Here is a 26,173-nt window from a genome sequence, read left to right on the forward strand (position 1 = left end):
TTGCAACTTCGCTTGCGCAGATCGCGGGACGGTGGATGCTGTGAGGTAGAGCACTTGCATTCGGCGTCCGCTCACGAGGCGGCCCCGGATCCCGGCAGCGAGGTGACCCACGATGGCCGACAAGATCGCCTTCCCGGTGCAGCTGGTCCAACCCGACGGACGACGCGTGCACCGCCCCGACTACGCAGCGCTGGTCGCCGACATCGGTCCCGACCGGCTGCGCGATCTGTACGAGGACCTCGTCGTCGTCCGGCGCATCGACACCGAGGCCACCGCGCTGCAGCGGCAGGGCCAGCTCGGGATCTGGGCGCCGCTCCTGGGGCAGGAGGCCGCGCAGATCGGGTCCGTGCGGGCGCTCGAGCCGGACGACTACATCTTCACCAGCTACCGCGAGCACGCCGTCGCGTACTGCCGCGGCGTGGATCCGGCGGTGATGACCCGGCTGTGGCGCGGGTACGCGTTCTCGGGCTGGGATCCGGCGTCGGTGAACATGACGAACCCCGCGATCGTGGTGGGGTCGCAGGGCCTGCACGCCACCGGCTACGCCCTCGGCGCGCACCTGGACGGCGCGGAGATCGCGACCGTCGTCTACTTCGGTGACGGCGCCACCAGCCAGGGCGACCTCGCCGAGGCGCTGGGCTTCGCGACGAGCCTGGGGGCGCCGGTGGTGTTCTTCTGCCAGAACAACCAGTGGGCCATCAGTGAACCCGTGCATCTGCAGAGTCCGGCGCCGATCGCGGCGCGGGCCGCGGGCTACGGAATGCCGGCGGTCCAGGTCGACGGCAACGACGTGCTCGCCGTTCTCGCGGTGACCCGCCAGGCCGCGCGACACGCGCGCGAGGGCGGCGGGCCGTCGTTCGTCGAGGCCATCACCTATCGGATGGGCCCGCACACCACCTCCGACGACCCCACCCGGTATCGGACCGCGGCGGAATCGGAGGTGTGGAAGGCGCGCGATCCGATCGACCGGATGCGCCGTCTCCTCGAACGCGAGGGGCTGTTCGACGACGCCCTCGCGGACCGGGTGCAGGCCCGTGCCGACGAGGTCGCCGCCCGGCTGCGGGCCGGGGCACTCGAGGCGCTCGACCCGGATGTCGACGAGTTGTTCGAGCACGTGTACGCCACCGACCATCCCCTGCTCGACGAGGAACGCGCCGAGTACCGGGCGTACCTCGACACGCTGACCGCCGGTGAGGAGGCCCTGTCATGACCACCACGACACCCACGACCACGATGGCCCTCGGCGCCGCGCTGAACGCGGGACTGCGCAGGGCGCTCGAGGACGATCCGAAGGTGGTGCTGATGGGCGAGGACATCGGCAAGCTCGGCGGCGTCTTCCGGATCACCGACGCACTGCAGAAGGACTTCGGACCGGCCCGCGTCATGGACACCCCGCTCGCCGAATCCGGAATCGTGGGAACGGCGTTCGGGCTCGCGTTGCGGGGCTATCGACCCGTGTGCGAGATCCAGTTCGACGGCTTCGTCTATCCCGCGTTCGACCAGATCGTCTCGCAGGTCGCCAAGATCCACTACCGCACCCGCGGTCACGTGAAGGCGCCGTTGACGATTCGCATCCCGTACGGCGGCGGCATCGGCGCGGTCGAGCATCACTCGGAGTCCCCGGAGGCGTACTTCGCGCACACCGCCGGGCTGCGCGTGGTCAGCCCCAGCACCCCGGCGGACGCGTTCGCGATGATCCGGCAGGCGATCGCCCTCGACGACCCCGTCGTGTTCCTCGAGCCCAAGCGTCGCTACTGGGATCGCGGCGAGGTCGACGTCGATGCTCTCCCGGATCTGCCGCTGCATCGGGCCCGGATCGTCCGGCCCGGCACCGACGCCACGCTCGTCGCCTACGGCTCGATGGTCCCGACGGCGTTGCAGGCCGCGGACATCGCCGAGTCCGAGGGCACGTCCCTCGAGGTGGTCGACCTGCGGTCGCTGTCCCCGATCGACTTCGACACCGTGGAGTCGTCGGTGCGGCGGACCGGTCGGCTGGTCGTGGCGCACGAGGCCCCGGTGTTCGTCGGCCTCGGCGCGGAGATCGCGGCGCGCATCGCCGAGCGGTGCTTCTACCAGCTCGAGGCGCCCGTGCTGCGGGTCGGCGGCTTCGACATACCGTACCCGCCGGCCAAGCTCGAGAAGCATCACGTCCCCGACGCCGACCGCATCCTCGGCGCTGTCGACGAGGTGCTCGCGGCATGAGCAGCGAGGCACTCGCATCATGACGCGGATCGAGGAGTTCCGGCTGCCCGACCTCGGGGAGGGACTGACCGAGGCCGAGCTGGTGTCGTGGGCGGTGGCCGTCGGCGACACCGTCGAGCTCAACCAGGCGATCGGGGAGGTCGAGACCGCGAAGGCGCTGGTGGAGTTGCCGTCGCCGTTCGCCGGTGTCGTACGCGAACTGCTCGCCCGGCCCGGCGACACCGTGCCGGTGGGCGCGTCCCTGATCCGGGTGGAGACCGACTCCGCGACGCCCCCGAAGCCGGCCGCGGAGACGTCCCGGGCCGATTCGGTGCTGGTCGGCTACGGGCCGTCCGCCCCCGCCCCGAGCCGCCGGCACCGTCGCGCCGGTCCGGTACACCGCGATTCGGCCACCCGCCCCGACGCGGTGCGCCGGCACCAGGCGCGGCCGGCCCCGGCCGGGACCGACGGGACCGACGGGACCGACGGGGCGGACCCGCGGGAGACCCGGACCCCGATCCGCGGGGTGCGGCGGGAGACGGCGTCGGCCATGGTGCGCAGCGCGTCCACCGCCCCACAGATCACCGAGTTCCTCACCGCCGATGTCACCGAGACGGTGCGACTGCTCGAGCAGCTCCGGTCGTCGGACCGGTTCACCGGACTGCACCTCACACCGCTGGCCCTGGTCGCGAAGGCGGTGCTGGTGATGCTGCGGTCGCATCCCGGTCTGAACTCGTCCTGGCTCGAGGACACCCAGGAGATCGTCACCAAGCACTACGTCAATCTCGGCATCGCGGCGGCCACCGAACGCGGGCTCGTCGTCCCCAACATCAAGGACGCCGAGAACCTGACACTGCCCGACCTGTGCCGGGCCCTCACCGACCTCACCGACACCGCGCGCGCCGGGGAGGCGACACCCGAGCAGCTGTCGGGCGGGACGATCACGATCACCAACGTCGGGGTGTACGGCGTCGACGCGGGCACCCCGATCCTCAACCCGGGCGAGGCCGCGATCCTCGCCCTCGGCGCGATCAACCGTCGGCCGTGGGTGCACGAGGACCGGCTCGCGATCCGCGAGGTCACCACACTGAGCCTGACGGTGGACCACCGCCTCGTCGACGGCGAACAGGCGTCGCGGTTCCTCGCCGATCTCGGGGCGGCGCTCACCGACCCGGTACCGACCCTGCTCGCGCAGCTGTGACCGGTCCGGCCGCCCGGCACCGGAGTTCGGTACAAAGGGGTACGTGAACGCCCAGCAGACGGACCGGCCGCTCCACCTGCGATCGGCGCGTGCCGCGATCTTCGGGGTGTTCGGGATCAACGGCTTCCTGCTCGCGATGTGGGTGGTCCACATCCCGGCGATCGAGGCGCGCACCGACATCTCCCATTCGACGCTGGGGTCGCTGTTGCTGCTCCTCGCGGCGGGCGCGATCGCGGGCATGCAGCTGTCGGGTCCGCTGTCGGACCGGTTCGGCAGCCGACGGCTGGTGGCGCTCAGCGGCACCCTGCTGTCGATCGCCGTGATCGGGCCCGGCCTGGCCGGCAACGCGTGGCAGCTCGGCTTGGCGCTCACGGTGTTCGGGTTCGGCAACGGCGCCCTGGACGTCGCGATGAACTCGCAGGCCGTCTACGTCGAGCAGGCGTACCGGCGGCCGATCATGTCTGCGTTCCACGGCATGTTCTCGATCGGCGGCGTCGCCGGCTCGCTCGTCGGGGCGGCGACGTTGGCCGCGGGCTGGTCGCCGCTCGTCGCGCTGGGCGGGTCCGCAGTGGTCGGTCTCGTGGGGATCGCCGTCTGCACGACGCGGCTGCTGCCGCCGTCCGCGCATCCACAGCCGGAGCATCACGAGACCCGGCCACGGGGGCGGTACTCGACCCGGGTGGTCGCACTCGGTGCGGTCGCGTTCGTGCTGATGCTCGCGGAGGGGGTCGCGAACGACTGGAGCACGCTGCAGGTCAAGGAGCATCTCGACACGACCGCCGCCGTCGCCGCGCTCGCGTTCGGAGGGTTCTCGCTGACGATGACGCTGGGCCGCTTCACCGCCGACCGTGTCAGCGCGGCGCTCGGTCCCGTCGCGATCGTCCGGTACGGCACGCTCATCGCGGCGGCCGGCATGGCGCTGGTGATCGTCTCGCAGTGGCTGCCGACGACGCTGCTCGGGTGGGCACTGTTCGGCCTGGGCCTGTCCGGGTGTGTGCCGCAGATCTTCACGACCGCGGGCAATCTCGGAACCGGCGCGGCGGGCGCGAACATGTCGCGCGTCGTGGGCATGGGTTACATCGGATTCCTCGCCGGGCCCGCGACCATCGGGTGGGTCACCCAACTGGTGCCGCTCACCGTCGCGATGGTGGTGCCGCTGGCCTGCGTACTGGTGGCGGCGTGCTTCGCGGGTGTCGTCCGGCGCCCCACGAGCCGGCCCGTGCAGGTGTGAAAGTCCCCCCGAAACTCGGTCTCCCGAAACGGCGGAAGGGTCCCTTCACACGCTGGGAGCGTGTGAAGGGACCCTACGACTGTCGAGCGGAGGGGGAGTCACCCGGCAGCTGCCGTCTTCCGTGATTCCCGAAGCGGCTACAGGGCCTTGAGCTCCTCGGTGACCTCGGAGACCATCTTCTTCGCGTCGCCGAACAGCATGGAGGTCTGGTCGGCGGTGAACAGCGGGTTGTCGATACCGGCGTAGCCCGACGACATGGACCGCTTGAGGACGATGACGGACTTGGACTGGTCGACGTTGAGGATCGGCATCCCGTAGATCGGGCTGGACGAATCCTCGCGGGCCGCGGGGTTGGTGACGTCGTTGGCGCCGATGACGACGGTGACGTCGGTGCGGGAGAACTCGCCGTTGATGTCGTCCATTTCCTTCATCGCGTCGTACGCGACGTCGGCCTCGGCGAGCAGGACGTTCATGTGTCCGGGCATGCGGCCGGCGACCGGGTGGATCGCGTACTTGACCTCGACACCCTTGTCCTCGAGCAGCGCGGCCATCTCCTTGACCGCGTGCTGGGCCTGCGCCACCGCGAGACCGTAGCCGGGCACGACGATGACCTGGTTGGCGTACGCCATCTGGATCGCCGCATCCGACGCGGAGGTGGCCTTGACGGTGCCACCCGACGCGGCACCGGCGGCGCCGCCGGCGTCCCCGCCGCCGAACGAGCCGAAGATGATCGCCGGGATGGACCGGTTCATCGCCTTGGCCATCAGGTTGGTCAGGATCGAGCCCGACGCGCCGACGATCATGCCGGCGACGATCATCGCCTGATTGTTCAGCGCGAGACCGGCGGCCGCCGCGGACAGACCGGTGAGGGCATTGAGCAGCGAGATGACGACGGGCATGTCGGCGCCGCCGATCGGCAGCACCACGAACAGACCCATGACACCGGCGGCGACGAGCAGGCCGACGATCAGCCACGGCGACTGCGGGTCGCCGTCGGCGCCCAGGCCGATGTAGATCGCGAGACCGAGCGAGACGAGCGCGAGGACGATGTTCGCCAGCTGGAACAGCTTGGCCGACGCGACGACCTTCTTCTCGAGGTTCTTGTTGAGCAGTTCCTGCAGCTTCGCGAACGCCACCAGCGAGCCCCAGAACGAGACCGAGCCGATGATCGCGGCGAACAGCGAGCCGACGATGAACGGCGCCGACGGCACCGCCTCGACGGCGGTGAAGCCGTCGGAGTTGAGGAACTCGGCCCACGCGATGAGCGCGACGGTGCCGCCGCCGACACCGTTGAACAGGGCGACCAGCTGCGGCATCGCGGTCATCTTGGTGCGCAGCGCGGGCGGGACACCGAGGATGATGCCGACGGCCAGGCCGCCGATGATCAGGCCCCAGTTGTCGGTGTCGCGGATATCGATCAGGACCGCGACGACGGCGACGAGCATGCCGACCGCGGCGATGTAGTTGCCGCGCACGGCGGTCTTCGGGCCGGTCAGGCCCGACAGACCGTAGATGAACATCGCGAACGCGACGATGTACAGGATCGTGACGAGGTAGCCCATCAGGCGTCAGCCCCCTTCTTCGCAGCCGCCTTCAGGGCGTCCTTCTTGGGCTTGAACATCGCGAGCATGCGGTCGGTGACCACGAAACCACCGACCACGTTCAAGGTGCCGAACACCAACGCGACGAACAGAATGATCTTGATGCTCCAGGGCGCGTCACCGGGCAGATGCCCGAGGACGACGAGCGCGCCGAGCACGACGATGCCGTGGATGGCGTTGGTGCCCGACATCAGCGGCGTGTGCAGCGTGTTCGGCACCTTGGAGATGACGGCGAAGCCGACGAACCCGGCCAGGACCAGGATCGCGATGTTCGCGAGCAGTTCGTTGTACATCAGGCGTTCGCCTCCTCACGGGTGACGCAGGCGGCGGCGAGGATCTCGTCGTCGAAGTCCGGCGCGAAGGCACCGTTCTCGTCGAGCATCAACTCGATGACCGCCTGCAGGTTCTTCGAATACAGCTCGGAGGCGTGCTCGGGCATCGTCGCCGGCAGATTCAACGGCGAGCAGATCGTCACACCGTGCTTGACCACGGTCTGACCGGGCTCGGTGATCTCACAGTTGCCACCGGTCTCACCGGCGAGGTCCACGATCACCGAGCCGGGCTTCATGCCCTGCACCGCTGCGGCCGTCACCAGACGCGGCGCCGGACGACCCGGCACCAGCGCGGTCGTGATGACCACGTCGAAGCCCTTGATCGCGTCCTCGAGCGCCTGCTGCTGCTGGGCCTGCTCGGCCTCGGTCAGCTGACGGGCGTAGCCACCCTCGCCGGCGGCATCGATGCCGAGATCGAGCCACTGTGCACCGACGGAGCGGACCTGATCGGCCACCTCGGGGCGCACGTCGTAGCCGGTGGTGCGGCCGCCGAGACGCTTCGCCGTCGCCAGCGCCTGCAGACCCGCGACACCCACACCGAGGACCAGCACCGTCGCCGGCTTCACGGTGCCCGCGGCGGTGGTCAGCATCGGGAAGTACCGCGTCGACTCCGACGCCGCCACCAGCACCGCCTTGTAGCCGGACACGTTCGCCTGCGACGACAGCGCATCCATCACCTGGGCACGCGAGATACGCGGGATGGCCTCGACCGCGAAGGCCTGCACGCCGGCCGCCTTCAGATCCGCGATCCGGTTGTCCGCGTTGCGGGGCGCCAGGAAGCCGATCAGCGTCGAGCCCGAGCGCAGCTTGGCGATCTCGTCGGTCGACGGCGCGGCCACCTTCGCCACGATGTCCGCGGACCACGCGTCACCGATGGTGGCACCCGCCTCGACGTACAGCTCGTCCGGAATCAGGGCGGCCAGGCCGGCCCCGGACTCGACAACGACGTCGACGCCCTTGGCGGACAACGACGCCACAACCTTCGGCACCAGCGCCACCCGCCGCTCGTCGTCGTTCGTCTCCCGAACGACACCGACCGACGGGCGCACCTGTGCCGCGCTCTTCGATGTATCCAATGTTTCGACTTCCTGCGTTAGATGGTGTGCACGCCACGACGGGCGGCAACTCTCGAGCGATCGACGGACGATGACCCGATCGATGCAAGTGGTCCACGATGGTAAGCAGAACTACCGTGAGCAAGGGAACACACGCAAGTCGTCAGTGTTGTCTGAATCGAGTCCGAACAGAGGTATACCACTGTAAGGAACACATTTTGTGATACAGCTCACTAATTCACATGGACGTAACTTGGCGCCGAAATAGGCCCAAGACACGGAGGTGAGAGATGCCCGTCAAGACGGTGGAGATCGAACGTGTGTACGACCATCCGGGTGCCGAAGCGGGCTTCCGCGTCTTCGTCGACCGGCTCTGGCCACGGGGGCTGCGCAAGGATTCGTTCCACTACGACGACTGGGCCAAGGAGCTGGCCCCGTCCACCGAGCTGCGCCGGTGGTACAGCCACGACGTCGCCGAGTTCGGCGAGTTTCGGTCCCGTTATCTCGCCGAGCTCGAGTCGCCCGACGGCCGCAGCGCCGTGGAGCGCGTTCTCGAGCTCGCGCACGACCGTCCACTCGTCCTCCTGACCGCCACCAAGGACGTCGAGCACAGCCACGCCGCGGTACTGCGTCAGTTCCTCAGGGACGTCACGTAGCGGGCCCGGAGTTGATGCTTGACCAACTTGCCTGTCGGAGTGCGCGGTAGGTCGTCCGCGAAGTCGACCGAGCGCGGCGCCTTGTAGTGCGCGACGCGGTCGCGGACGTAGTCGAGCAGCTCGCGCGCGAGGTCGGCGCTCTTCGTCACACCGTCCGCCAGCTGGACAACAGCCTTGACCTGCTCCCCCATCTCCTCGTCGGGCACCCCGATCACCGCGACGTCGTACACCTTGGGATGCAGGGTCAGCACGTTCTCCATCTCCTGCGGATAGATGTTGACGCCGCCGGAGATGATCGTGAACGCGGCGCGGTCGGTGAGATAGAGGAATCGCTCGTCGTCGATGTAGCCGATGTCGCCGCTCGTCGTCCAGGTCGGATGGTCCGGGTGCTGCGCCGACGCCGTCTTGGCCGGATCGTTGTGGTACTCGAAGGGCAGCTCGGCGCGCTCCCAGTAGACGGTGCCGATCTGCCCCACCGGCAGCTCGCGCCCGTCCTCGTCGCAGATGTGCACGATCCCGAGCACGCCGTCCCGGCCGACCGAGCCCGGATGCGCGAGCGCCTGCGCACTGTCGATGAAGGTGACCCCGGACCCCTCGGTGGATGCGTAGTACTCCTGGATCACCGGCCCCCACCACTCGATCATCGCCCGCTTGACGTCCGGCGGGCACGGCGCCGCGGCATGGACGGCGACCTGCAGGCTGGAGACGTCGTAGCTGTCCCGAACCGCCTTGGGCAGCTTCAGCATTCGCACGAACATCGTCGGCACCCACTGGCTGTGCGTGACCTTGTACGTCTGGATCAGGTCGAGCGCCTCGGCGGGCTCGAACCGGTCCATCACGATCACGGTGCCGCCGACGGAGTTGATGGTTCCGCAGAAGCGCAGCGGCGCTGCGTGATACAGCGGCGCGGGGCACAGATAGACGGTGTCGGAGTCGAATCCGTACATGGGCGCGAACACCGCGGTGTACGGGTCCGTCGTCTCGTGGACCTCGCCGCCGGGCAGTTTGGGCTTGATGCCCTTGGGCCGGCCGGTGGTGCCCGACGAATACAGCATGTCCTGGCCGCGCGGCTGCGACTCGAGCGGTTCGACGGTCTGCGCTGCGAGCACCTGCTCGTAGTCGTCGTAGCCGGCGAGCGCGCCACCGAACACGAGCCGGCGGCGGACCCGGGGAAGATCGGCCGGGTCGTCCGGGAGCGCCGCGGCCGCGTCGGCGGACACGACGAGAACCGATGCCCCGCAGTCGTCGACCACGTACGCGGTCTCGGCCGCGGTGAGGTGCCAGTTGACCGCCGTGATGTAGAGACCGGATCGCAGCGCGGCCCAGTACACCTCGAGCATCCGCAGGTCGTTGCCCGCGACCATCGCGAGGTGATCGCCCGGCCGCATCCCCACCTCCCGCAGGTACCGGGCCAGCCGCAGGGACCGTTCGTCGAGCTGCCGATACGTCAGCTGCTCACCGGTGGCGGGCCGGATGATCGCGGGCTTGTCGGGGGTGGTGGCTACGAAGTTTCCCGGGAACACGGCAGCTCCTCATGTGAACGATCGTCTCGCGCTTCGGTCTGGCCCGATCGTCCACCACCACGCGCCGCTCCGTGACGGGTTTCGCCCGAATCGCCGGATCCCGACCGGGTGCGCTCTTTCGATGTGTCATGGCGTCGCACGGGAGGCCGATCGGTCATAGAGTGACAGGGTGACCACCGACACATCCGATGCTGCCGCGCCCGCCGGCGACGAGGCGATCACGTCGGTGGACTTCCACTTCGATCCGATGTGCCCGTTCGCGTTCCACGCCTCGCGCTGGATCCGGCACGTGCGGGCCGAGACCGGCATCGACGTCGACTGGCGCTTCTTCAGTCTCGAGGAGATCAACCGCCGCGACGATCAGAAGCAGCAGCAGTTGCATCCATGGGAGCGGGACTGGGCCTACGGCTGGTCGCTCATGCGGATCGGTGCGCTGCTGCGTCGCGAGAGCATGGATCTGCTGGACCGCTGGTACGCCGCGACCGGCCACCTGCTGCACGTCGACGGTGGAAAACCGCACGACCCGGATGTCGCACGGGATCTGCTCGGCAGACTCGGACTCGACCCCGGCCTGCTCGACGCCGCGCTGGCCGACCCGACCACGCACGACGACGTCCGGGCCGACCACGACCGGGTGGTCGCGGCGGGCGGGTTCGGTGTCCCGACGCTGTTCGTGCTGGGCACCCCGCTGTTCGGGCCCGTCCTGGTCGATCCGCCCGAGGGCGAGGCCGCCGTGCGACTGTGGAACATGGTGACCGAGATGCTCGAGTTCCCCCGCGTCTACGAGCTTCAGCGTGTGAAGGGGCCGGCGGACGCGGCGGCCATCGGTGAGGCGCTGGCCCCGTACCTGCGGGGCCGGGACTGGCAGAGCGTCAATCGTGGTGAGGTCGTGGACCTTTCCGGACTGGAAACGGAGCGAGATACATGAGCGAGTTCCCCCAGGGCATGCTGGTCGATGCACTGTCCGAGCAGTGGGCAGTGCTCGACGATGTGCTGTCCACGGTCGAGGGCGATGCGTGGACCACGCCGACGGCCCTGCCGGGTTGGACGGTGCGCGACATCGTCTCGCACATCATCGGGACCGAATCGCTGCTGTCGGGCCTGAAACCCCCGGAGACGGCGATCGACGTGCACGCACTCCTCCACGTGCGCAACGAGATCGGCGCGCTCAACGAGCGCTGGGTGGAGGGCCTGCGAGCCCATACCGGGGCGCAGACTCTCGCGATGTTCCGCGAAATCACGTCCAGCCGGCGCGAGGTGCTCGCCGACATGACGCAGGGCGACTTCGATGCTCCCGCAATGACGCCGGCGGGTCCGGCCACGTACGGACGGTTCATGCGTATCCGGTTGTTCGACTGCTGGATTCACGAGCACGACATCCGCGATGCGCTGGGCGCCCCCGCGGGCGACGAGGGCGGCACCCGCGGCGAGCTGGCGTTCGCGGAGATCGCGGGCGCGCTGGGGTTCATCGTCGGCAAGCTGGGCGGTGCCCCCGAGGGTGCCCGGGTCACGTTCGAGCTGTCCGGCCCGCTGGCCCGCACCATCCACGTCGAAGTCGACGGCCGGGCCGCGGTGGTCCCGCAGCTGTCCGCACCGGCGACGTCGACGATCGCGATGGGTTCGCCGCTGTTCACCCGGCTCGCCACGGGCCGCACCACCGCCGCCGAGCACACGTCGGAGTTCGAGCTCGGCGGCGACGCCGAGGTGGGCCGACGGATCGTCGACCACCTCGCCTTCACCGTCTGAGCAACCGTGCGACTGTTCCTGGCGTCGTGCCGGTTCGGTCTGCACGTGGACCGGTTCGTCGAACTGGTCGGCGGCCCCGGCCCGATCGCGGTGATCGCCAATGCCGCGGATGCGTGGCCGGCGCGGGCCCGGGACTCGGCCGTGGTGAGCGACGTCGTGCCGCTGCGCCGTCTCGGGTTCCTGCCGTCGGAGGTGGATCTACGCCACTACGTCGACCGGCCGGCCGCTCTCGCGGAGACGCTCTCGGGATTCCGGTCGGTGTGGGTGCGCGGCGGCAACACGTTCGTCCTGCGTGCACAGCTGGCACGAAGTGGTGCCGACGACGTCCTGCGGGATCTCCTCCGCCGTGACGCCCTCGYCTACGCGGGCTACAGCGCCGGCGCGTGCGTCACGGCACCGTCCCTCGTCGGGGTGGACAGCGGGGACGATCCGGGCGAGGTGGCGCCGACCTGCGGGGTGCCGCCGCGCTGGGACGGGCTGGGCCTGATCGACTTCTCGATCGTGCCGCACTGCGTGGGTTCGGACACTCCCCCGGACGCACAGAACCCCGGCGACGACGCGGCTCGCATGATCGAGGCCTGTCGCGGTGCCGGGGTTCGGTATCGGGCGTTGACCGACGATCAGGCGATCGTCGTGGATGCGGAGGCCACCGCGTTGCTGTAGCCGCCGACGGCGGCCGGTTCGCGGCGCTCCTCGCGCGGGGCCAGCCGGTCCAGTGCGGACCAGGTGATCTCGCAGCGCTTGACGGTCATCTCGTCGGCCTCGGAGAGCAGGGCGGTGAGCAGGGTCTTCGGGTTGCGGTCCCACGACGCGTCGATGCGGCCCACCTGGTGGTTGGTGAACAGCCCGGAGCCGGCCACGGCCGAGACCCAGTCGTTCACGTCACCGCGGTGGATGCGCTCGAGGGCGTTGTAGTCGACTCCGCCGTCGAGGAACTCGTACGAGAACATTGCGGCGACGTAGTCCTCGATGCAGTTCGAAGCGCTCACAATTCTGCGCCCCTTTCTCCCCGACGGCCTAGCCCTCACCACCGGAAATAACAGATCCGGAAACAAGGAGATGTCCATGGTCATATCGCGTAACGCTTTGATTGCGTGGTGCGTTGAGAACGACGCTAACGCGGCGAAAGACGTCGGCGTTACTGTTTGATCATAACGATTGAATAACGTCTCCGAATTTCGCGCTCGAGGCTACAGCCAGGGAAAATACGCGTTAAGTTCGAACGAACGGTCCTGTTTTTCTTGTACAGGAGTTCATTTCGCGGTCGCGCGGGAACCGGCCCGCATCAGGTACGACGCGAGCCGGTTCCCCCGCCGGCCGGGGCCTAGCGTGCGGAGTGCGGCGCGCCCATTCCCGGATCGATCCGCACGGGACCGTCCGCGGACGGCGCGACCGGGAAGTCGAAGATCGCGGTCGGCAGGTACACCGTGGCGCACGAGTTCGGGATGTCGACGACGCCGGACAGGCGGCCCTCGATCGGCGCGGCGCCCAGCAGCAGGTACGCCTGCTCCGGGCTGTAACCGAACTTCGTGAGGTAGTCGATCGCGTGCAGGCACGCCCGCTGGTAGGCGAGGTGCGAGTCGAGGTACCGCTGCTCGCCGTCGAGCGTCACCGACGTGCCCGAGAACGCCAGCCACTCCGAATACTGCGGATCGGTGTTGCCGGGCATGAAGATCGCGTTCTCCGACACGCCGTACGTCTCCATGCCGCCCTTGATCAGGTCGACGCGCAGATCGATGAACCCGCCCATCTCGATCGCACCGCAGAAGGTGATCTCGCCGTCGCCCTGCGAGAAGTGCAGGTCCCCCACCGACAGCTTGCCGCCGTCGACGAACACCGGATAGAACACGCGACTGCCCTTGGTGAGGTTCTTGATGTCCTGGTTGCCGCCGTTCTCGCGGGGCGGGGCGGTGCGGGCGGCCTCGCCGGCGACGCGGTCGAAGTCGGCGCCGGTGAGGGTGCCCAGCACCGCGTCGCGCGGTTCCGGTGGCAGCGCGAGCGGCGGCACCCGGTCCGGATCGGTCGCGATCAGCGCGGCCTCACGGGTGTTCCACCTGCCGAGCAACTCGTGCGACGGCGCGGTGCCCATCAGGCCCGGATGCACGATGCCGGTGAACTTGACGTGCGGCACGTGCCGGGACGTCGCGGTCTGCCCGGAGAAGTCCCACACCGCCTTGTAGGCGTCGGGGAACTGCTCGGTCAGGAAGCCGCCGCCGTTGTCGCGCGGGAAGATGCCGGTGTACCCCCAGCCCTGGCCGGCGAGCGGACCCGAGTCCTCCTGCGGGATCGGTCCGATGTCGAGGATGTCGACGATCAGCAGGTCACCGGGCTTGGCGCCCTCCACCGCGAACGGCCCCGACAGCGTGTGCACCGTGGTCAGCGGGGCATTGAGGATGTCGTCGGCCGAGTCGTCGTTGCGGATCGCGCCGTCGAACCATTCCCGGCAGTGCACGCGGAACGAATCGCCCGGCTTCACCGTGACGGCGGCGGGGATGTCGGGGTGCCACCGGTTGTGGCCGATCTTCTCCTGCTCGGTGAACTTCTTGCGCGAATCCAACGGGAACAGCAACTCGGGCATACGGATCTCCTTCACGACGCGAGGGGAAAGACTCAGGGGCGGGGCAACTTTCGGTGCAGCGGATTGGTGGTGACGTTCTGCACCGCCGTGCGGGCTCCGGGGCGCGGGCCCGAGACCACCGCGGGCTCGCTCGCGGACCGGGCGGTCGCGTCGAGCAGACGCATCTGCGTCGACGAGCCGTGGCCGAGCCGCGGGCCGGTGATCTGACGGCGCGCGTCGGACGCGCAGGCGGGGCAGGCGGAGCTGTCGGGGACGGTGGCCATCGAGTAGGTGCGGTCGAACGGACCGCACTGCGCGCACCGGAACTGATAGAGGGGAATGACCGCGTCCTTTCGCCGGGGCAAGGATCGAAGTCCCTCAGACGTTAACCGAGGCGGCACCCGATCGCGCGGCAGACGACTTGTCCGCCGTGTCCGGAAAGGCGAAGCCCGAATCTCGTGACGCGTCCGCTCCCGCGGGGCCACACTTGAGGCGACACCCCCGATCGTGGATTCGAGGAGCGTGCGTATGGCCGACGGGCAACCGTTCATCCCACCGAGTGCGGTGGATGTGGACCTCTCCGCGGTCGGATGGGCGCAGAACCGGACCATGTCGGACTTCGAGACCGGCATGTGGCGGATGGAGGAGGTGCGCCCCGAACTGCGCACCCCCATCGTCGCCGTCGACGTCCTCGACCGGGCACCGGACTGGGATCGGTTGGTGCGGGCGCACGAATGGGCGTCGCACATCGTTCCCCGCATCCGGATGCGCGCGGTGGAACCGGCGTTCGGCCTCGGCAATCCGGTGTGGTCGGTGGACCCCGAGTTCGACCTCGACTACCACCTGCGCCGGGTGCGGTTGCCGGAGCCGGCCGACCTCGACCACGCGCTGCGGATCTGCCGGCACCTCGCCACCGAACCGTTCGACAAGGCCCGCCCGCCGTGGATGGCGATGCTCATCGAGGGCCTGGGTGACGGCCGCGCCGTCTACGTCGTCAAGACGCATCACAGCATCACCGACGGCATGGGCGGCATCCAGATGATGGCGCTGCTGCACAGCCGCCGACCCGAACCGACGCCCGACAAGCCGGACCGCGCGCCCGCGCCGCCCGAGCACCTGTCGGATCTGTCCGCGCTGGGGCTCGAGGTGCTCACCGAGGTGCGCCGCGCCCCGAGCCGGATCGCCGACCTGGTCTCCGGCTCGGCGCGGGCCGCGATCACCGCCGTGACCCGGCCGTTCGACGCGGCGGGAGAGGTCCTCGACTACGCGAACTCCCTGCGCCGCGTCATCCAGCCGCCCCCGGCGACGGGCTCTCCCCTGCTGCGCAACCGCGGTCTCGGGCGCTGGTTCGGGGTGCTCGAGGTGGAGTTGCCGGTCCTCAAGGGCGCGGGCCACGCGGCCGGTGGTTCGGTCAACGACGCCTACATCGCGGCGCTGCTCGGCGGCTTCCGCCGGTACCACGAGGAGCTCGGCGAGTCCGTCGGCAAGATCCCGATGGGCATGCCGATCAACATGCGGGCCGCGTCGGATCCGTCCGGCGGCAACCGGATCGCCGCGGTGCGGTTCGCGGGGCCGGCCACCGAACCGGATCCGGCGTTGCGGATCCGCAAGGTCCGCGCGATCGTGCTGGCGCTGCGGGAGGAACCGGCCCTCGACATTGTCGAGGCGGCGTCGCCGCTGCTGGTGCGGCTGCCGACCCGGCTGCTCGCCGAGTGGTACCTGTCGCAGTCCAAGGGGCTGGATCTGCAGGCGTCCAATGTCGCGGGGGTGCCCGTGCCGGTGTATCTGGCGGGGGCGCGGATCGAGCGGATGTTCCCCTTCGGCCCGGCACCGGGCTGCGCCGTGATGGCGACGATGGTCTCCCACGTCGGGACCTGCTGCATCGGCGTCAACCTCGACACCGCCGCGGTGACCGAACCGGCGCTGTTCATGCAGTGCCTGCAGGAGGGTTTGGACGAGGTGGTGGCGCTGGCCGGCGCCGCGAAGGGAGCCGAGGGATGACCGAACACGGCGCACAGTCCACACACCCGACGATCTATCTCACCGAGCCGATGACGGAGACCGAGGAACGCGCACTGCGGACCTGGCTGGGGCACCAGGAGTCCGAAACCGGATCGCCGACGGTCACGTTCGCGAACACCGATCAGGCACTGTCGGCCCTGACGCGCCGGGACGACGACCCGATGGTGACACCGGTACGCGTCGTATGGCTGCCCGATATCACCAACGGCCATCGTGCGCAACGGCTTCGGGATGTACTGTCCGCGAGGGACCCGCTCCATCTCGGAGCGAACGCGCAGCGCCGGGTGCTCCGCACCGATCCGGCGCGCTGCCGGGTCATCGAGGGGGACGCCGCGTCGCTGAGCGAGCTACGGGACCGGCTGGCCGAACGCGGCGGCGGATCGCTGCCCAACTTCATCCGTCGTCAGGCCGCGCTCGCGCTGGAACGGGCCGAACGCAGCCTGCTCGGCACGCAGTACAAGGTGTCCCGGTTCGTGGTCGAGGAGATCACCGACACCAGCCGGTTCACCGCGGGGATCAAGAACCTGGCCGCCCGGCTCAATCTGACCGTGGTGGACGTCGACCGCCAGGCCCGCGCCGACCTCGACGAGATGGTGGCGGCGCAGAGCCGGCGGGCGATCGCGCTGTGGGATCAGCTGGGCCGCTACTTCTCCCGCGCGTATCGCCTGGACGTGGACACCACCCGGTTCGAGGAACTGCGCGAGCTCAACCGGGAGCATTCGCTGGTGTTCCTGCCCAGCCACCGCTCGTACCTGGATCCGCTGGTGCTGCGGCCGGCGCTGCTCGCCAACGACTTGCCGCTCAACCACGTCATGGGTGGACTCAACGTCAGCTTCTGGCCGATCGGTCCGATCAGCAAGCGGTCGGGCACGGTGTTCATCCGCCGCAAGTTCGACGGCGACGAGATCTACAAGTGGACGCTGCGCGAGTACATGCGGTTCCTGCTGAACAAGCGGTTCAACCTCGAGTGGTACATCGAGGGCGGGCGGTCCCGCACCGGGAAGCTGCGCCCACCCCGATACGGGCTGCTCACCTACCTCGCGAAGGCGTTCCAGTCGAGCGACGCGTCGGACGTCTACCTGGTCCCCGTCTCGCTGGTGTACGACCAGCTGTACGAGGTCAGCGCGATGGCCGCGGAGGCCCACGGCGCGGAGAAGCGCAAGGAGAGCATCCGCTGGCTGGTCGGCTACGTCCGGGCGCAGGGGCAGCGCCGCGGCGTCGCGCACGTGACGGTGGGACGGCCCCTGTCGCTGCGGGATTCGCTGGCGCAGGAGGACGATCTGCGGCTGGCGATCCAGAAGACCGGCATCGAGGTGAGCCACCGCATCAACGAGGTCACCCCGATCACGGCGTCGTCGCTGGTGATGCTCGCGTTCCTCGGCATCGAGGACCGGGCGCTGACGGTGCCCGAGCTGGGCTTCATCCTCGGCCCGATGGTCGACTACATGACCGCCCGCAAGCTCCCCACCGCCGGCGACGTCGATCTCACCAACCCGCAGGTGATCCGGAAGGCGCTGTTCACCCACCTGGACTCGGGAGTGCTCAAGCGGTTCGACGAGGGCAACGAGCGGGTGTACTACCTGGGCCGGGACCAGKGGCTGGTGGCGGCGTTCTACCGCAACAACACCATTCACTTCCTGCTGGTGCGGGCGATCGCCGAGATGGTGCTGGTCGCGGCCGTGGACGAGAAGTTCGCGGACCCGCTCGCCGACGGCTGGGCGGAGGCCAAGGCCATCCGGGATCTGCTCAAGTTCGAGTTCTTCTTCAGCGACAAGGAGACCTTCCAGGAGGAGCTGCGCGCGGAGCTGAGCCTGATCGACCCGGCGTGGGAGAGCGATCTGAGTAAGACGGAGCACGTGGAGCACATCCTCTCCGAGGTCCGCCCCTATCTGGCGCACCGGGTGCTGCAGCCGTTCCTCGAGGCCTACGAGGTGGTGGCCGATCATCTGCTGGATGCGCCGGTGTCCGAGGACTTCGACGAGAAGACCTTCGTCGCCGGGTGTCTCGCACTGGCCCAGCAGCGGCGGTTGCGCCAGCAGCTCGCGAGCAGCGAGTCCATCTCGTCGGAGCTGTTCGCGACCGCGCTGCAACTGGCGCGCAACCGGAAGCTGATCGAGGTGGCCGATCCCGAGGTGCCCGAGCGCCGGCTGGCGTTCGCCGAGGAGGTGCGGACGCTGGTGCGCCGGGTCCGGGAGATCCGCGCACTCGCGCACGTGAAGCTCGATCAGGTGAAGGGCGCCGACTCGGCCGCCCAGATCGTGGGCGATCCCGGGGCGGAGTTGGACCGATGAACCGGCTGGGAGATCTCTACGCCGCCATCGCGGCCGCACCCGAGGGCCCGTCGACGCTGGCGGCCTTCGACCTGGACGGCACCCTCATCACCGGCTACTCGGCCACCGTGGTGTATCGGGATCGGCTGCGCCGCTTCGACATCAGCATCGCCGAGCTGCTCCGCACCACCGGCGCGGCGTTCGACACGCAGTTCCGCGGCGCCGACGTGGGCCGGCTGATGGAGATCGCGGTGACCGGGCTCGCCGGTCGGCGCGAGGACGAGCTGCGGGAGTGGAGTCAGCGGCTGTTCCGGCAGCAGATCGCCGCGATGATCTTCCCCGATGTGCGACGGCTGCTGGACGCGCACCGGCGGGCGGGGCACCGGATCGTGATGGCGACGTCGGCGACGACGTATCAGGCGCAGTACGTGGCCGAGGATCTCGGGATCGACGACGTGCTGTGCAGTCGGCCCGAGGTGGTCGACGGGATGCTGACCGGCGCGCTCACCGGTCCCGCCCTGTGGGGTCCGGCGAAGGCGAAGGCGTTGCGGGACTTCGCGAACGAGGTCGGGGCGCCGCTGTCGGAAGCGTTCGCGTACTCCAACGGCGTCGAGGACGTCCCGATGCTCGATTCGGTGGGGCGGCCGGTGGCGCTGAACCCGGACCGGAAGCTGGCCGGGCTCGCGCGGACCGAGGGCTGGCTGTCGGTGAATCTGCCCAAGCCGGAGCGGGGTGCGACGCCGATCGCGACGCTGCGCACGGCGACCGCACTGGGCGCGCTGGGCGCGGCCACCATGGTCGGTATCGGAGCCGGGGTGTTGACAGGAAACCGTCGCACCGCCGCCAATGTCGTGGGCACGGTGGGGCCGGATCTGGCGCTGACGATCTGCGGGATCGACGTGAAGATCACCGGCGAGGACAACGCGTGGAAGGACCGGCCGGCGGTGTTCATGTTCAATCACCAGAGTTCGCTCGACCTGCTGCTGGTGGGCAAGGTGGTCCAGCGGGACGCGACGGGCGTGGCGAAGAAGGAGGCGGCGCACGATCTGCGGTTCGCGGCGATCGGCACGCTACTGGATGTCGCGTACGTGGATCGGACGGACAGCAAACAGGCCCGCGCGGCACTCGGGCCGGCGGTGGACAAACTGAAGGACGGCACGTCGATCGCGATCGCCCCGGAGGGCACCCGCTCCCCCACGCCGAGACTGGGCCGATTCAAGAAGGGCGGCTTCCACATGGCGATGCAGGCGCAGGTCCCGATCGTGCCGATCGTCATCCACAATGCCGGGGACCTGATGTGGCGGAACTCGTTCGTCGCTCACCCGGGCACGGTCTACGTCGACGTCCTCGACCCCATCGAGACCAAGGACTGGAACGTCGACGACCTCGACCAGCACATCGCCGAGGTGCGGGGCCGGTTCGACGAGGTACTCCGGGCGGGGCCGGTGAAGGCCTAGGGTGTCTCTCCTATTTCGGGACCTTCGGGTCGGTACAGTGCCCCATATGATCCGAAACGCCCGGTTTGTTCCTGTGCTGCTTCTTGCTGCCGCGCTCAGCGCCTGCGGTTCCGACGACGCCGACACGGCCGCCCCGGAGGTCGCGCCCGACGAGGTCGCGGTCGCCGACGAGGGTGCGGCGAGCGCCGCGGGCGCGGAGGTGTTGGCGCGGTTCACGAGCTGCGACGACGTCTCGCCTGCGGTGGCGCAGTACATTGCAGGGCTGCAGGAGAGCTCGTCCAATGCGGTCGACGAGTACGGCGCGATCTGCAACTGGGAGACCCCGGACGGCGCCACGTCTCTGAGCGAGATCCGTGGCGTCGAGGTTCTCATCGAGCCGGGGACCGGCGAGGTTCCGACGGTGCAGGACCTCGAGGCCGGCCAGCTCGTCCTCCTCCCGGACGCCGAGCTCGCGAAGGCCGGTGGCGTCGCCTACACCCTCCCGGTGACGACGGCGGTCGCCGGGGTGATCGTCACCACGGTCGCARCACCCGATGTCAAGGTGACGATCACCGGCGGGCAGTGGGACGACATGCCGTCGCTGGACGGTCCGGCCGCGGTGTCGGCCGCCAAGCAACTGATCGGCACCTAGCGAGCGCCCCGGGATGGAGGCGGCCGGGTGGACGACGACTGCTCGTCGTGTCGCCGATCCGGCCGCCTCCATTCAGAAGATATGCACTGGCCGCCTCAGCTCCCGATCACGGGCGGGGCGGCCAGTGGAAGCTTGCCGATCAGTTCGCTGCCGTTGTCGACGTTCACCAGGTAGCCGGGCGTCTTGTGCTCGGATTCGTCGTCACCGCGGCCGCGCGCCCCGGCGCCGGGCATCATGCCGGCACCTGCCGCGCCCGGTCGGGCTCCCGCCGCGCCCGAGCCCGATGTCGTCGCCGCGGTCGCGCCTGTCCCGCCTGCGGAACCGGATCCCGATCCGGAACCGATTCCACCGCTGAGGATTCCACCGGATCCGTAGCCGCCGAGAGAACCTGCACCCGATCCGCCTCCTCCCCCGGATCCCAGTCCGCCGGCGCCGGCGGAGTAGCTGCCGATTCCCGATCCCGACGTTCCGAGACCGGACTGGCCGAGTCGGGTGCCGTCACCGCCCGACGCCGCCGCGGGCGCAGTCCAGGCGGAGGCGGGCGTGGTTACGGCGTCGGTCTGGTTGGGGTTCGGCGCGAACTGGTCGCTCGCGCCGGGCTGGGCGCCGGCTGCCGCGGGGTCGAAGCCGCCGACTCCGGGGGCTGACCCGGCGCCCGGGGTTCCGCCGGGCAGCGGGGCACCCGGCATCGGTGTCGGGTTGTGCGGTGATCCCGAGTTCGGTCCTGCGTGCGGCGCATACGGGTTCGATCCGCCGCTGCCGGGTGCGCCGCCACCGGGTTGGGTTCCGTCGAGGCCGGTGGGGCCGTCGCCGATTCGGGGCGGTTCCGGGAGCCTCGGGACGTTGGTGTCGGCCTGCTGCATCACGGGGGTGTAGACGGTGCGCATGATCTCGATCGCCTGCTGGTGTGCCTCGTCCTGCTCGTGGAGGACACGTTTGAGGATCCCGACGCTGGGCAGCACCCGGTTCAATGCGGATTCGAGGATGCCGCGCTCGGCGACCGGGGGCAGGGTGGCTTTCACCTGGTCGACACCGGTGGCCGCTTCGGTGATCTTGGTGCCGATGAGGGTTCCAGCCTCTGCCAGCTTCCCCGACTCGGTGACGTATCTGTTCGTTGCAGCGACGGCGGAGTCTTTCGCGATGCCCTCCCACTTGCCTTCGGTCTCGTGGGTGATGAAGTCGCGGAAGTCATTGAGCGCCTGCTCGAGTGACTCGCCGATCTTCGTCCAGCCTTCGGCACTGGCGCGGAGCGAGCCGCCGTTCATCGCGTCGACGGCGGCCTTGATGTCCTCGTGTGACATCGTCTCGAACGCTTCGGGCGACCCGAGCGCGGGGGCATCGAACTCTCCACCGAACCGGCCGTACAGCCCCGCCTGCTGCAGGTAGATCTCGTCACGCTCGGTATTGCCGGCCGCCTGCTCGTCCCGGACGCGGTCGCGCTCGTTCAGGTCGTAACCCGTCACGAGATCGACCAGAGCATTGCCCGGATCGCGGACGAGCCCGTACGCCTCCTTGCCCAGGTCGCCGATGAAGTCGGTGAATCCCATGTGCTTCCCCCCTCCGCTAGCCCCGGCGTCAGAAGCCGGCGTCCACGTTCGTCAGTGATTGCTGATTGGCATCCTCGGCCGCCTGGTACTGGGCGCCGATCTTTGTGAACAAATCGCGCATCTGCGCAACGACCACGATGTGGTCGGCGATCGCGCGATCCAGCGAATACTCGCCACCCGAAGCTTTCCGCTCGAACTTCCCGGCGAGAGCCACACCGGATGGCAGTGTGCCCAAACCGTCGATCTTCGCCAACCTGACGGCTGAGTCCCGCAGCGCGTTCATCCGCGCCAACAGTTCGTCGCACTTCTGCGCGCAGTTCTTCGCGACACCTGGTTCCAGATACAGCTGTCCTTCACCTACAGCAGTTGCCAGTGTCGTCCAGCCCTGGAGATCGTCAGCCATTGTGAGTTCCCATCAGTCGACCAACTATTGCGGGATATGGGGAACAAGAGCTCGAGCGGACTGGACCGCAATCTCGCACGGCTCCTGCGTATCTCGGGGTGGGGTCAACACGTGGAAACCCACGGACACCAGCACTGCTCCTGCGCCCGATACCATCGCCACATCACACGACTCACGGTCCGTATCCGCTACCTCTCGGTACGTGACGCCCGCTCGGTCCCCCAGTTCGACCGGGGCGAAGTCTTCGTTCTTGCCGTTGGACCTGACGTCGTCCATGGTCTTGTTCGTTGCATAGACCGTGAGCGAATATCGCGGTCCGCTCCACCCGCAGACGTTCCAACCCGGCTGCTTGACTCCCATGATGTCCCGCTCTTCGGTTAAGAGATCGACGTCCTGCGAGCGCACCACATCATCAGGAATGTCGTCGCACGGACTGAACGCGGGCTCCCCCAACGCGACTGCCTCCGGGTCAGCCGTCCCCGACACGGTTCCCGAACCACACGCCGCGAGCGCCAGTCCAGCACCTATCAACCCCACCGCAGCAACCCAACGCACCCGGCACCCCTCCCTCAACGCAGACCCGCTCCACCCTAAACAGACGCATCACACCCGCGTTCGGTTCCATACCGATGGCGAATCGGATCCGATCGCTGTCAGAAACCGCCACCCGCGGTGGTCAACGCCTTCTGGTTCGCGTCCTCTGTCGCCCGGTACTGGGCGCCGATCTTGGCGAAGAGATCGCGCATCTGCTCGACTTCGGCGATGTGATCGGCAAGCGCTCGGTCCAGTGAGTAATCGCCGCCCGAGGCCTTGCGTCCGAACTTCGCCGCCAGCGCGACGCCGGACGGAAGCGTTCCCAGACCGTCGACCTTGTCGAGTCGCTTAGCCCTGGCCTGCACCGACTTCAGCTCTCGAACAAGCTCTTCACATCGCCGCGCACATCGCAGGCCGACATCTCCGTCGAGAAGTAGTTCTCCTGATTCAGCTGCGCGAGCGAGACCTGACCAGCTCGCGTCCGGTGTTCCGATTGTCGTCATGGCTCCCCCATCTAGCTATCGAATTGACTCTAAGCAGGTAGGTATCCGACCAACCCCCGAGTCGCACGAGTCGCTATGACGCAGGGATCCTCGACTACGGCATCGACCCCGAGGTAGGAGACCGAGATCAGCACGGCGCCACCACTGGTTCCCACCGCAACGTCACAACTCCTGCGATCCGTATCCGCGATCTCACGGTATGAGAAGCCACTGCGGCCTTCGAGATCAACCGGCGTGAACTCAGTGTTCTTCTGATTCGCTCGAACGTCGTCGAGTGAATGGTTCGTGGCGAACACACTGAGCGACGGACCAGCGCCCATCCACCCGCAGATGTTCCACCCTGGCTGCTTTACACCCATGATGTCCCGCTCTTTCGTCGTCGGATCGACTCCGAGCGAGCGAACAACATCATCCGGAATGTCATCGCACGGGCTGAACACCGGTTCCCCCGCGGCGACGCCCTCGGTTTCAGCGTCACCCGACACAGCCTCCGAGCCGCATCCTGCCAGTACCAGCCCCGCACTGATCAGCCCCACGACCGTCACCAAACGCATCCGGCATCCCTCCCTCGATCCAGACCCGCTCCACCCTAAACAGACGCACTGGACTCGCGTTCGGTTCCACCTCTAGCGAACTGTCCCATTCCACCAACGCGTGGTAGCGGCAACCCCTCACACCAGCGACGACAGTGAACCATCGGGGATGTGTATCCAGCCCTCACGCTCGGCGGGATCTCGGTCGGCCGGCGCGGGCAATCGCGTCCGCCCGGTGGCAGCAGCCCTCGCGATCACCGCCGCCACCACGGCGTCGAACGCGTCGTCCGACGCCACGCACCGGCCGCGGAACTCGCCGAGTTCGAGCCCAGGCAGCGCCTCCTCGAACCGTCCGACCAGCTCCTCGCGGTTCGCGCGATTGGCGGCACCCTTGTATCCCCGAAACGGCAGACCCCACTGCTGCAGCGCAGCCGCCGGATAGACCTCGACCACCGTCCCGTCGACGCGGTTCACGTCGATCCCCGTCATCGCGAGCTGGGCCAGCAGGCCCGCGCACCGCAACGCCACGTGCGCGATCAGGTCCGCCGAGACACTCAGCGGCACGATGCCGGTCACCTCGTGGACGACGCGGTCGGTGCGCCGACGCACGAGGGGCAACCTGCCGACCCGGCTGTTGAGTTCGAGCTCGCGCGACGGCTCGCGTCGATGGTGCGCGACCACGAACTCGACGAACGCGTCCGGCCACCCGAACGGAGCGTCGATGCCGCACTTGTCGGCGCCCGCCACGGCCTCGATCAGTTGATCGTCGGTTGCACCGAGTCGCAGATCGACCACCCGCGCGGCCCCGCGGTCCCAAACCAGGCTCGCGACTGCGGTTTTCGACGGTTCGGCGGCCAGGTCGATGCCGACGGTTCTCATGCCGTCACGGTAGTGGCCACGTCACCGCATCACCGGCAGCACCTGGCCGCTCGACCGCCCCGATGCCGCCTCGATGAACGCGCGCGGATCCGGCACCGCCGCCAGCACGTCGCGGGTGCGCTCGAGTGCCTCCGTCTCCGGTGCCGGACCGCCGACCGCGTCGACGACGTCGAGCAGGTGCACGGTCGCCTCGAGGATCGCCATGTCCATGAACGCGCCCAACGACACCGAGCCGAGGATCGGGTGTGGGATGACGGTCTCGCGGGTGAGTCCGGTCATCCGCGCGAGGCCGTCGGGCAGTTCGACGTCGAACCGCTCGACCAGCGTCTCCCGTCGGGCGTCGGCCGCCAGCTCGCGGACCATCTCGGCGAGCTGCGCGTGCATCGGCTCCGAGATTGCAGAGTCGGCGTTGAAGACGCGGAGCATCTGCGCCGCACTCGTCACCTCCGCGACACCGTCGGATGCGGGCTGCGCGAGCATCGCGATCATGACGTCGGGCGTGACGTGGACGTAGAGGTCGCGCACGGTCCAGCCTGGCAGCCGGGTCTCGGTCATCCACTGCTCCTCGGACAGCTCGCCGGCGCGCTTCGCCCACGCCCGCCACAGCCGGATCAGCAGATCTCGGTCCCCGTCGAAGCTCGATGCCACAGTGTTCCCCCTCTATTCGGTTTGGTTTCCGTGTCCGACGCTAACGGTGTCGGGTCGCCTCCGGCCGAAAACCAGGCATCCGGGGGATGATGGATTCATGACGACGGTCGATCCCGCGGTGCTGGACGAACTCATCGACGCGCTGCCCGACGGTTCGGTGCTCACCGACCCGGACGTGATCGCGGGCTATCGCCAGGATTGGGCCGCGGACCCCAACGCCGGCACCCCGATCGCCGTGGTCCGCTCGACCTGCACCGAGGACGTGCAGGCGGCGATGCGGTGGGCGTCGGCGCACCGGGTGCCGGTGGTGCCGCGCGGGGCGGGGTCAGGGCTGTCGGGCGGGTCGAGTGCCGTCGACCGCGGCATCGTCCTCAGCACCGAACAGATGCGGGAGATCACCGTCGACCCGGTCACCCGCGTCGCCGTCACCCAGCCCGGACTGCTCAACGCCGAGGTCAAGCAGGCCGCCGCCGAGCACGGACTCTGGTACCCGCCGGACCCGTCGTCGTTCGAGATCTGCTCCATCGGCGGCAACGCGGCCACCAACGCGGGCGGACTGTGCTGCGTCAAGTACGGCGTGACCACCGACTACGTGCTCGGCATGCAGGTGGTTCTCGCCGACGGCACCGCGGTGCGTCTCGGTGGTCCGCTCCTCAAGGATGT

Annotated in this window: 27 protein-coding genes; 13 read left to right on the forward strand and 14 right to left on the reverse strand. The window is 68.8% G+C overall.

The genetic code is table 11. The features are described 5' to 3' along the window. Nucleotides 1-112: 112 nt before the first annotated feature. From pdhA to AB4Z09_RS19765, 4 genes are all read left to right on the forward strand, one after another. Complete coding sequence (gene pdhA, locus AB4Z09_RS19750; protein ID WP_442240497.1) at nt 113-1,210, forward strand: pyruvate dehydrogenase (acetyl-transferring) E1 component subunit alpha; 1,098 nt, start codon at nt 113-115, stop codon at nt 1,208-1,210. After that, complete coding sequence (locus AB4Z09_RS19755; RefSeq protein ID WP_442240498.1) at nt 1,207-2,202, forward strand: alpha-ketoacid dehydrogenase subunit beta; 996 nt, start codon at nt 1,207-1,209, stop codon at nt 2,200-2,202. Before pdhA ends, AB4Z09_RS19755 begins: the two co-directional genes overlap by 4 nt. Before the next feature lie 19 nt (nt 2,203-2,221). Beyond that, nucleotides 2,222-3,382 carry a dihydrolipoamide acetyltransferase family protein gene (locus AB4Z09_RS19760; protein ID WP_442240499.1) on the forward strand — a complete coding sequence of 387 codons (1,161 nt, stop codon included), beginning with the start codon at nt 2,222-2,224 and terminating at the stop codon, nt 3,380-3,382. Nucleotides 3,383-3,518: 136 nt separating this feature from the next. After that, a complete protein-coding gene (locus AB4Z09_RS19765) occupies nt 3,519-4,613 on the forward strand; it encodes an MFS transporter (protein ID WP_429518173.1) in 1,095 nt (364 codons plus the stop codon). Between the two features lie 137 nt (nt 4,614-4,750). On the opposite strand, the gene AB4Z09_RS19770 is transcribed toward AB4Z09_RS19765, so the two are convergent. From AB4Z09_RS19770 to AB4Z09_RS19780, 3 genes are read right to left on the reverse strand one after another with little or no spacing between them, the layout of a single operon-like run. Further along, nucleotides 4,751-6,175 carry an NAD(P)(+) transhydrogenase (Re/Si-specific) subunit beta gene (locus tag AB4Z09_RS19770; protein ID WP_114722242.1) on the reverse strand — a complete coding sequence of 475 codons (1,425 nt, stop codon included), beginning with the start codon at nt 6,173-6,175 and terminating at the stop codon, nt 4,751-4,753. Next, nucleotides 6,175-6,507 (reverse strand): NAD(P) transhydrogenase subunit alpha, encoded by a 333-nt coding sequence (locus AB4Z09_RS19775; protein WP_114722243.1) that lies wholly within the window; start codon nt 6,505-6,507, stop codon nt 6,175-6,177. Before AB4Z09_RS19775 ends, AB4Z09_RS19770 begins: the two co-directional genes overlap by 1 nt. Next, nucleotides 6,507-7,622 (reverse strand): Re/Si-specific NAD(P)(+) transhydrogenase subunit alpha, encoded by a 1,116-nt coding sequence (locus AB4Z09_RS19780; protein WP_114722244.1) that lies wholly within the window; start codon nt 7,620-7,622, stop codon nt 6,507-6,509. Before AB4Z09_RS19780 ends, AB4Z09_RS19775 begins: the two co-directional genes overlap by 1 nt. A 269-nt stretch (nt 7,623-7,891) precedes the next feature. Here AB4Z09_RS19780 and AB4Z09_RS19785 point away from each other — a divergent pair, with 269 nt between their 5' ends. Further along, nucleotides 7,892-8,257, forward strand: coding sequence for a DUF488 domain-containing protein (locus tag AB4Z09_RS19785; protein ID WP_114722245.1), 366 nt, complete (start codon nt 7,892-7,894; stop codon nt 8,255-8,257). Here AB4Z09_RS19785 and AB4Z09_RS19790 read toward each other — a convergent pair. Next, on the reverse strand, nt 8,233-9,780 hold the full coding sequence (locus AB4Z09_RS19790; protein WP_442240500.1) for an AMP-binding protein: 1,548 nt from the start codon (nt 9,778-9,780) through the stop codon (nt 8,233-8,235). The genes AB4Z09_RS19785 and AB4Z09_RS19790 overlap by 25 nt on opposite strands. Before the next feature lie 217 nt (nt 9,781-9,997). On the opposite strand from AB4Z09_RS19790, the gene AB4Z09_RS19795 reads away from it, so the two are divergent. From AB4Z09_RS19795 to AB4Z09_RS19805, 3 genes are read left to right on the forward strand one after another with little or no spacing between them, the layout of a single operon-like run. Further along, nucleotides 9,998-10,708: a mycothiol-dependent nitroreductase Rv2466c family protein gene (locus tag AB4Z09_RS19795; protein ID WP_442240514.1), complete on the forward strand. Its 711-nt coding sequence runs from the start codon at nt 9,998-10,000 to the stop codon at nt 10,706-10,708. Continuing rightward, nucleotides 10,705-11,526, forward strand: coding sequence for a maleylpyruvate isomerase family mycothiol-dependent enzyme (locus AB4Z09_RS19800; protein WP_442240501.1), 822 nt, complete (start codon nt 10,705-10,707; stop codon nt 11,524-11,526). Before AB4Z09_RS19795 ends, AB4Z09_RS19800 begins: the two co-directional genes overlap by 4 nt. 6 nt (nt 11,527-11,532) lie before the next feature. Continuing rightward, nucleotides 11,533-12,189 carry a Type 1 glutamine amidotransferase-like domain-containing protein gene (locus AB4Z09_RS19805; protein WP_442240502.1) on the forward strand — a complete coding sequence of 219 codons (657 nt, stop codon included), beginning with the start codon at nt 11,533-11,535 and terminating at the stop codon, nt 12,187-12,189. On the opposite strand, the gene AB4Z09_RS19810 is transcribed toward AB4Z09_RS19805, so the two are convergent. The 3 genes from AB4Z09_RS19810 to AB4Z09_RS19820 form a co-directional block, all read right to left on the reverse strand. Beyond that, nucleotides 12,147-12,515, reverse strand: coding sequence for a hypothetical protein (locus AB4Z09_RS19810; RefSeq protein WP_442240503.1), 369 nt, complete (start codon nt 12,513-12,515; stop codon nt 12,147-12,149). The two genes, AB4Z09_RS19805 and AB4Z09_RS19810, sit on opposite strands and share 43 nt — an antisense overlap. A 335-nt stretch (nt 12,516-12,850) precedes the next feature. Further along, nucleotides 12,851-14,104, reverse strand: a complete 1,254-nt coding sequence (gene fmdA / locus AB4Z09_RS19815) for a formamidase (protein ID WP_114722316.1) — start codon at nt 14,102-14,104, stop codon at nt 12,851-12,853. Nucleotides 14,105-14,136: 32 nt separating this feature from the next. Next, nucleotides 14,137-14,448, reverse strand: coding sequence for an FmdB family zinc ribbon protein (locus tag AB4Z09_RS19820; RefSeq protein ID WP_254622880.1), 312 nt, complete (start codon nt 14,446-14,448; stop codon nt 14,137-14,139). Between the two features lie 163 nt (nt 14,449-14,611). On the opposite strand from AB4Z09_RS19820, the gene AB4Z09_RS19825 reads away from it, so the two are divergent. From AB4Z09_RS19825 to AB4Z09_RS19840, 4 genes are read left to right on the forward strand one after another with little or no spacing between them, the layout of a single operon-like run. Then, nucleotides 14,612-16,084 (forward strand): wax ester/triacylglycerol synthase domain-containing protein, encoded by a 1,473-nt coding sequence (locus AB4Z09_RS19825; RefSeq protein WP_174909409.1) that lies wholly within the window; start codon nt 14,612-14,614, stop codon nt 16,082-16,084. Further along, nucleotides 16,081-18,396: a glycerol-3-phosphate 1-O-acyltransferase gene (locus AB4Z09_RS19830; protein WP_442240504.1), complete on the forward strand. Its 2,316-nt coding sequence runs from the start codon at nt 16,081-16,083 to the stop codon at nt 18,394-18,396. Before AB4Z09_RS19825 ends, AB4Z09_RS19830 begins: the two co-directional genes overlap by 4 nt. Further along, the gene (locus AB4Z09_RS19835) at nt 18,393-19,832 is read left to right on the forward strand and encodes an HAD-IB family hydrolase (RefSeq protein ID WP_442240505.1); all 1,440 of its coding nucleotides are present in this window, start codon (nt 18,393-18,395) and stop codon (nt 19,830-19,832) included. The genes AB4Z09_RS19830 and AB4Z09_RS19835 overlap by 4 nt, the downstream gene beginning before the upstream one ends. A gap of 46 nt (nt 19,833-19,878) precedes the next feature. Next, complete coding sequence (locus tag AB4Z09_RS19840) at nt 19,879-20,463, forward strand: hypothetical protein (protein ID WP_442240506.1); 585 nt, start codon at nt 19,879-19,881, stop codon at nt 20,461-20,463. A gap of 95 nt (nt 20,464-20,558) precedes the next feature. Here AB4Z09_RS19840 and AB4Z09_RS19845 read toward each other — a convergent pair whose 3' ends face one another. From AB4Z09_RS19845 to AB4Z09_RS19875, 7 genes are all read right to left on the reverse strand, one after another. Continuing rightward, nucleotides 20,559-22,010, reverse strand: coding sequence for a PPE domain-containing protein (locus AB4Z09_RS19845; RefSeq protein ID WP_429518007.1), 1,452 nt, complete (start codon nt 22,008-22,010; stop codon nt 20,559-20,561). A 28-nt stretch (nt 22,011-22,038) separates the two neighbouring features. After that, nucleotides 22,039-22,413: a hypothetical protein gene (locus tag AB4Z09_RS19850; RefSeq protein ID WP_442240507.1), complete on the reverse strand. Its 375-nt coding sequence runs from the start codon at nt 22,411-22,413 to the stop codon at nt 22,039-22,041. 24 nt (nt 22,414-22,437) lie between these two features. Continuing rightward, a complete protein-coding gene (locus AB4Z09_RS19855; RefSeq protein WP_442240508.1) occupies nt 22,438-22,968 on the reverse strand; it encodes a DUF3558 domain-containing protein in 531 nt (176 codons plus the stop codon). Nucleotides 22,969-23,066: 98 nt separating this feature from the next. Beyond that, the gene (locus tag AB4Z09_RS19860) at nt 23,067-23,312 is read right to left on the reverse strand and encodes a hypothetical protein (RefSeq protein ID WP_442240509.1); all 246 of its coding nucleotides are present in this window, start codon (nt 23,310-23,312) and stop codon (nt 23,067-23,069) included. Between the two features lie 167 nt (nt 23,313-23,479). After that, nucleotides 23,480-24,004, reverse strand: a complete 525-nt coding sequence (locus AB4Z09_RS19865; RefSeq protein ID WP_442240510.1) for a DUF3558 domain-containing protein — start codon at nt 24,002-24,004, stop codon at nt 23,480-23,482. A 117-nt stretch (nt 24,005-24,121) separates the two neighbouring features. After that, entirely contained in the window at nt 24,122-24,862 is a 741-nt protein-coding gene (locus AB4Z09_RS19870; RefSeq protein WP_442240511.1) for a DUF429 domain-containing protein, read from the reverse strand. Nucleotides 24,863-24,883: 21 nt separating this feature from the next. After that, a complete protein-coding gene (locus tag AB4Z09_RS19875; protein WP_442240512.1) occupies nt 24,884-25,510 on the reverse strand; it encodes a maleylpyruvate isomerase N-terminal domain-containing protein in 627 nt (208 codons plus the stop codon). A gap of 97 nt (nt 25,511-25,607) precedes the next feature. Between AB4Z09_RS19875 and AB4Z09_RS19880 the strand changes: the two genes are divergently transcribed. After that, nucleotides 25,608-26,173 (forward strand): FAD-binding oxidoreductase (locus AB4Z09_RS19880; RefSeq protein ID WP_442240513.1); only part of this gene is annotated, 566 nt, incomplete at its 3' end.

Source organism: Rhodococcus sp. TAF43 (assembly GCF_052113525.1).
Classification (GTDB): Bacteria; Actinomycetota; Actinomycetes; order Mycobacteriales; family Mycobacteriaceae; genus Prescottella.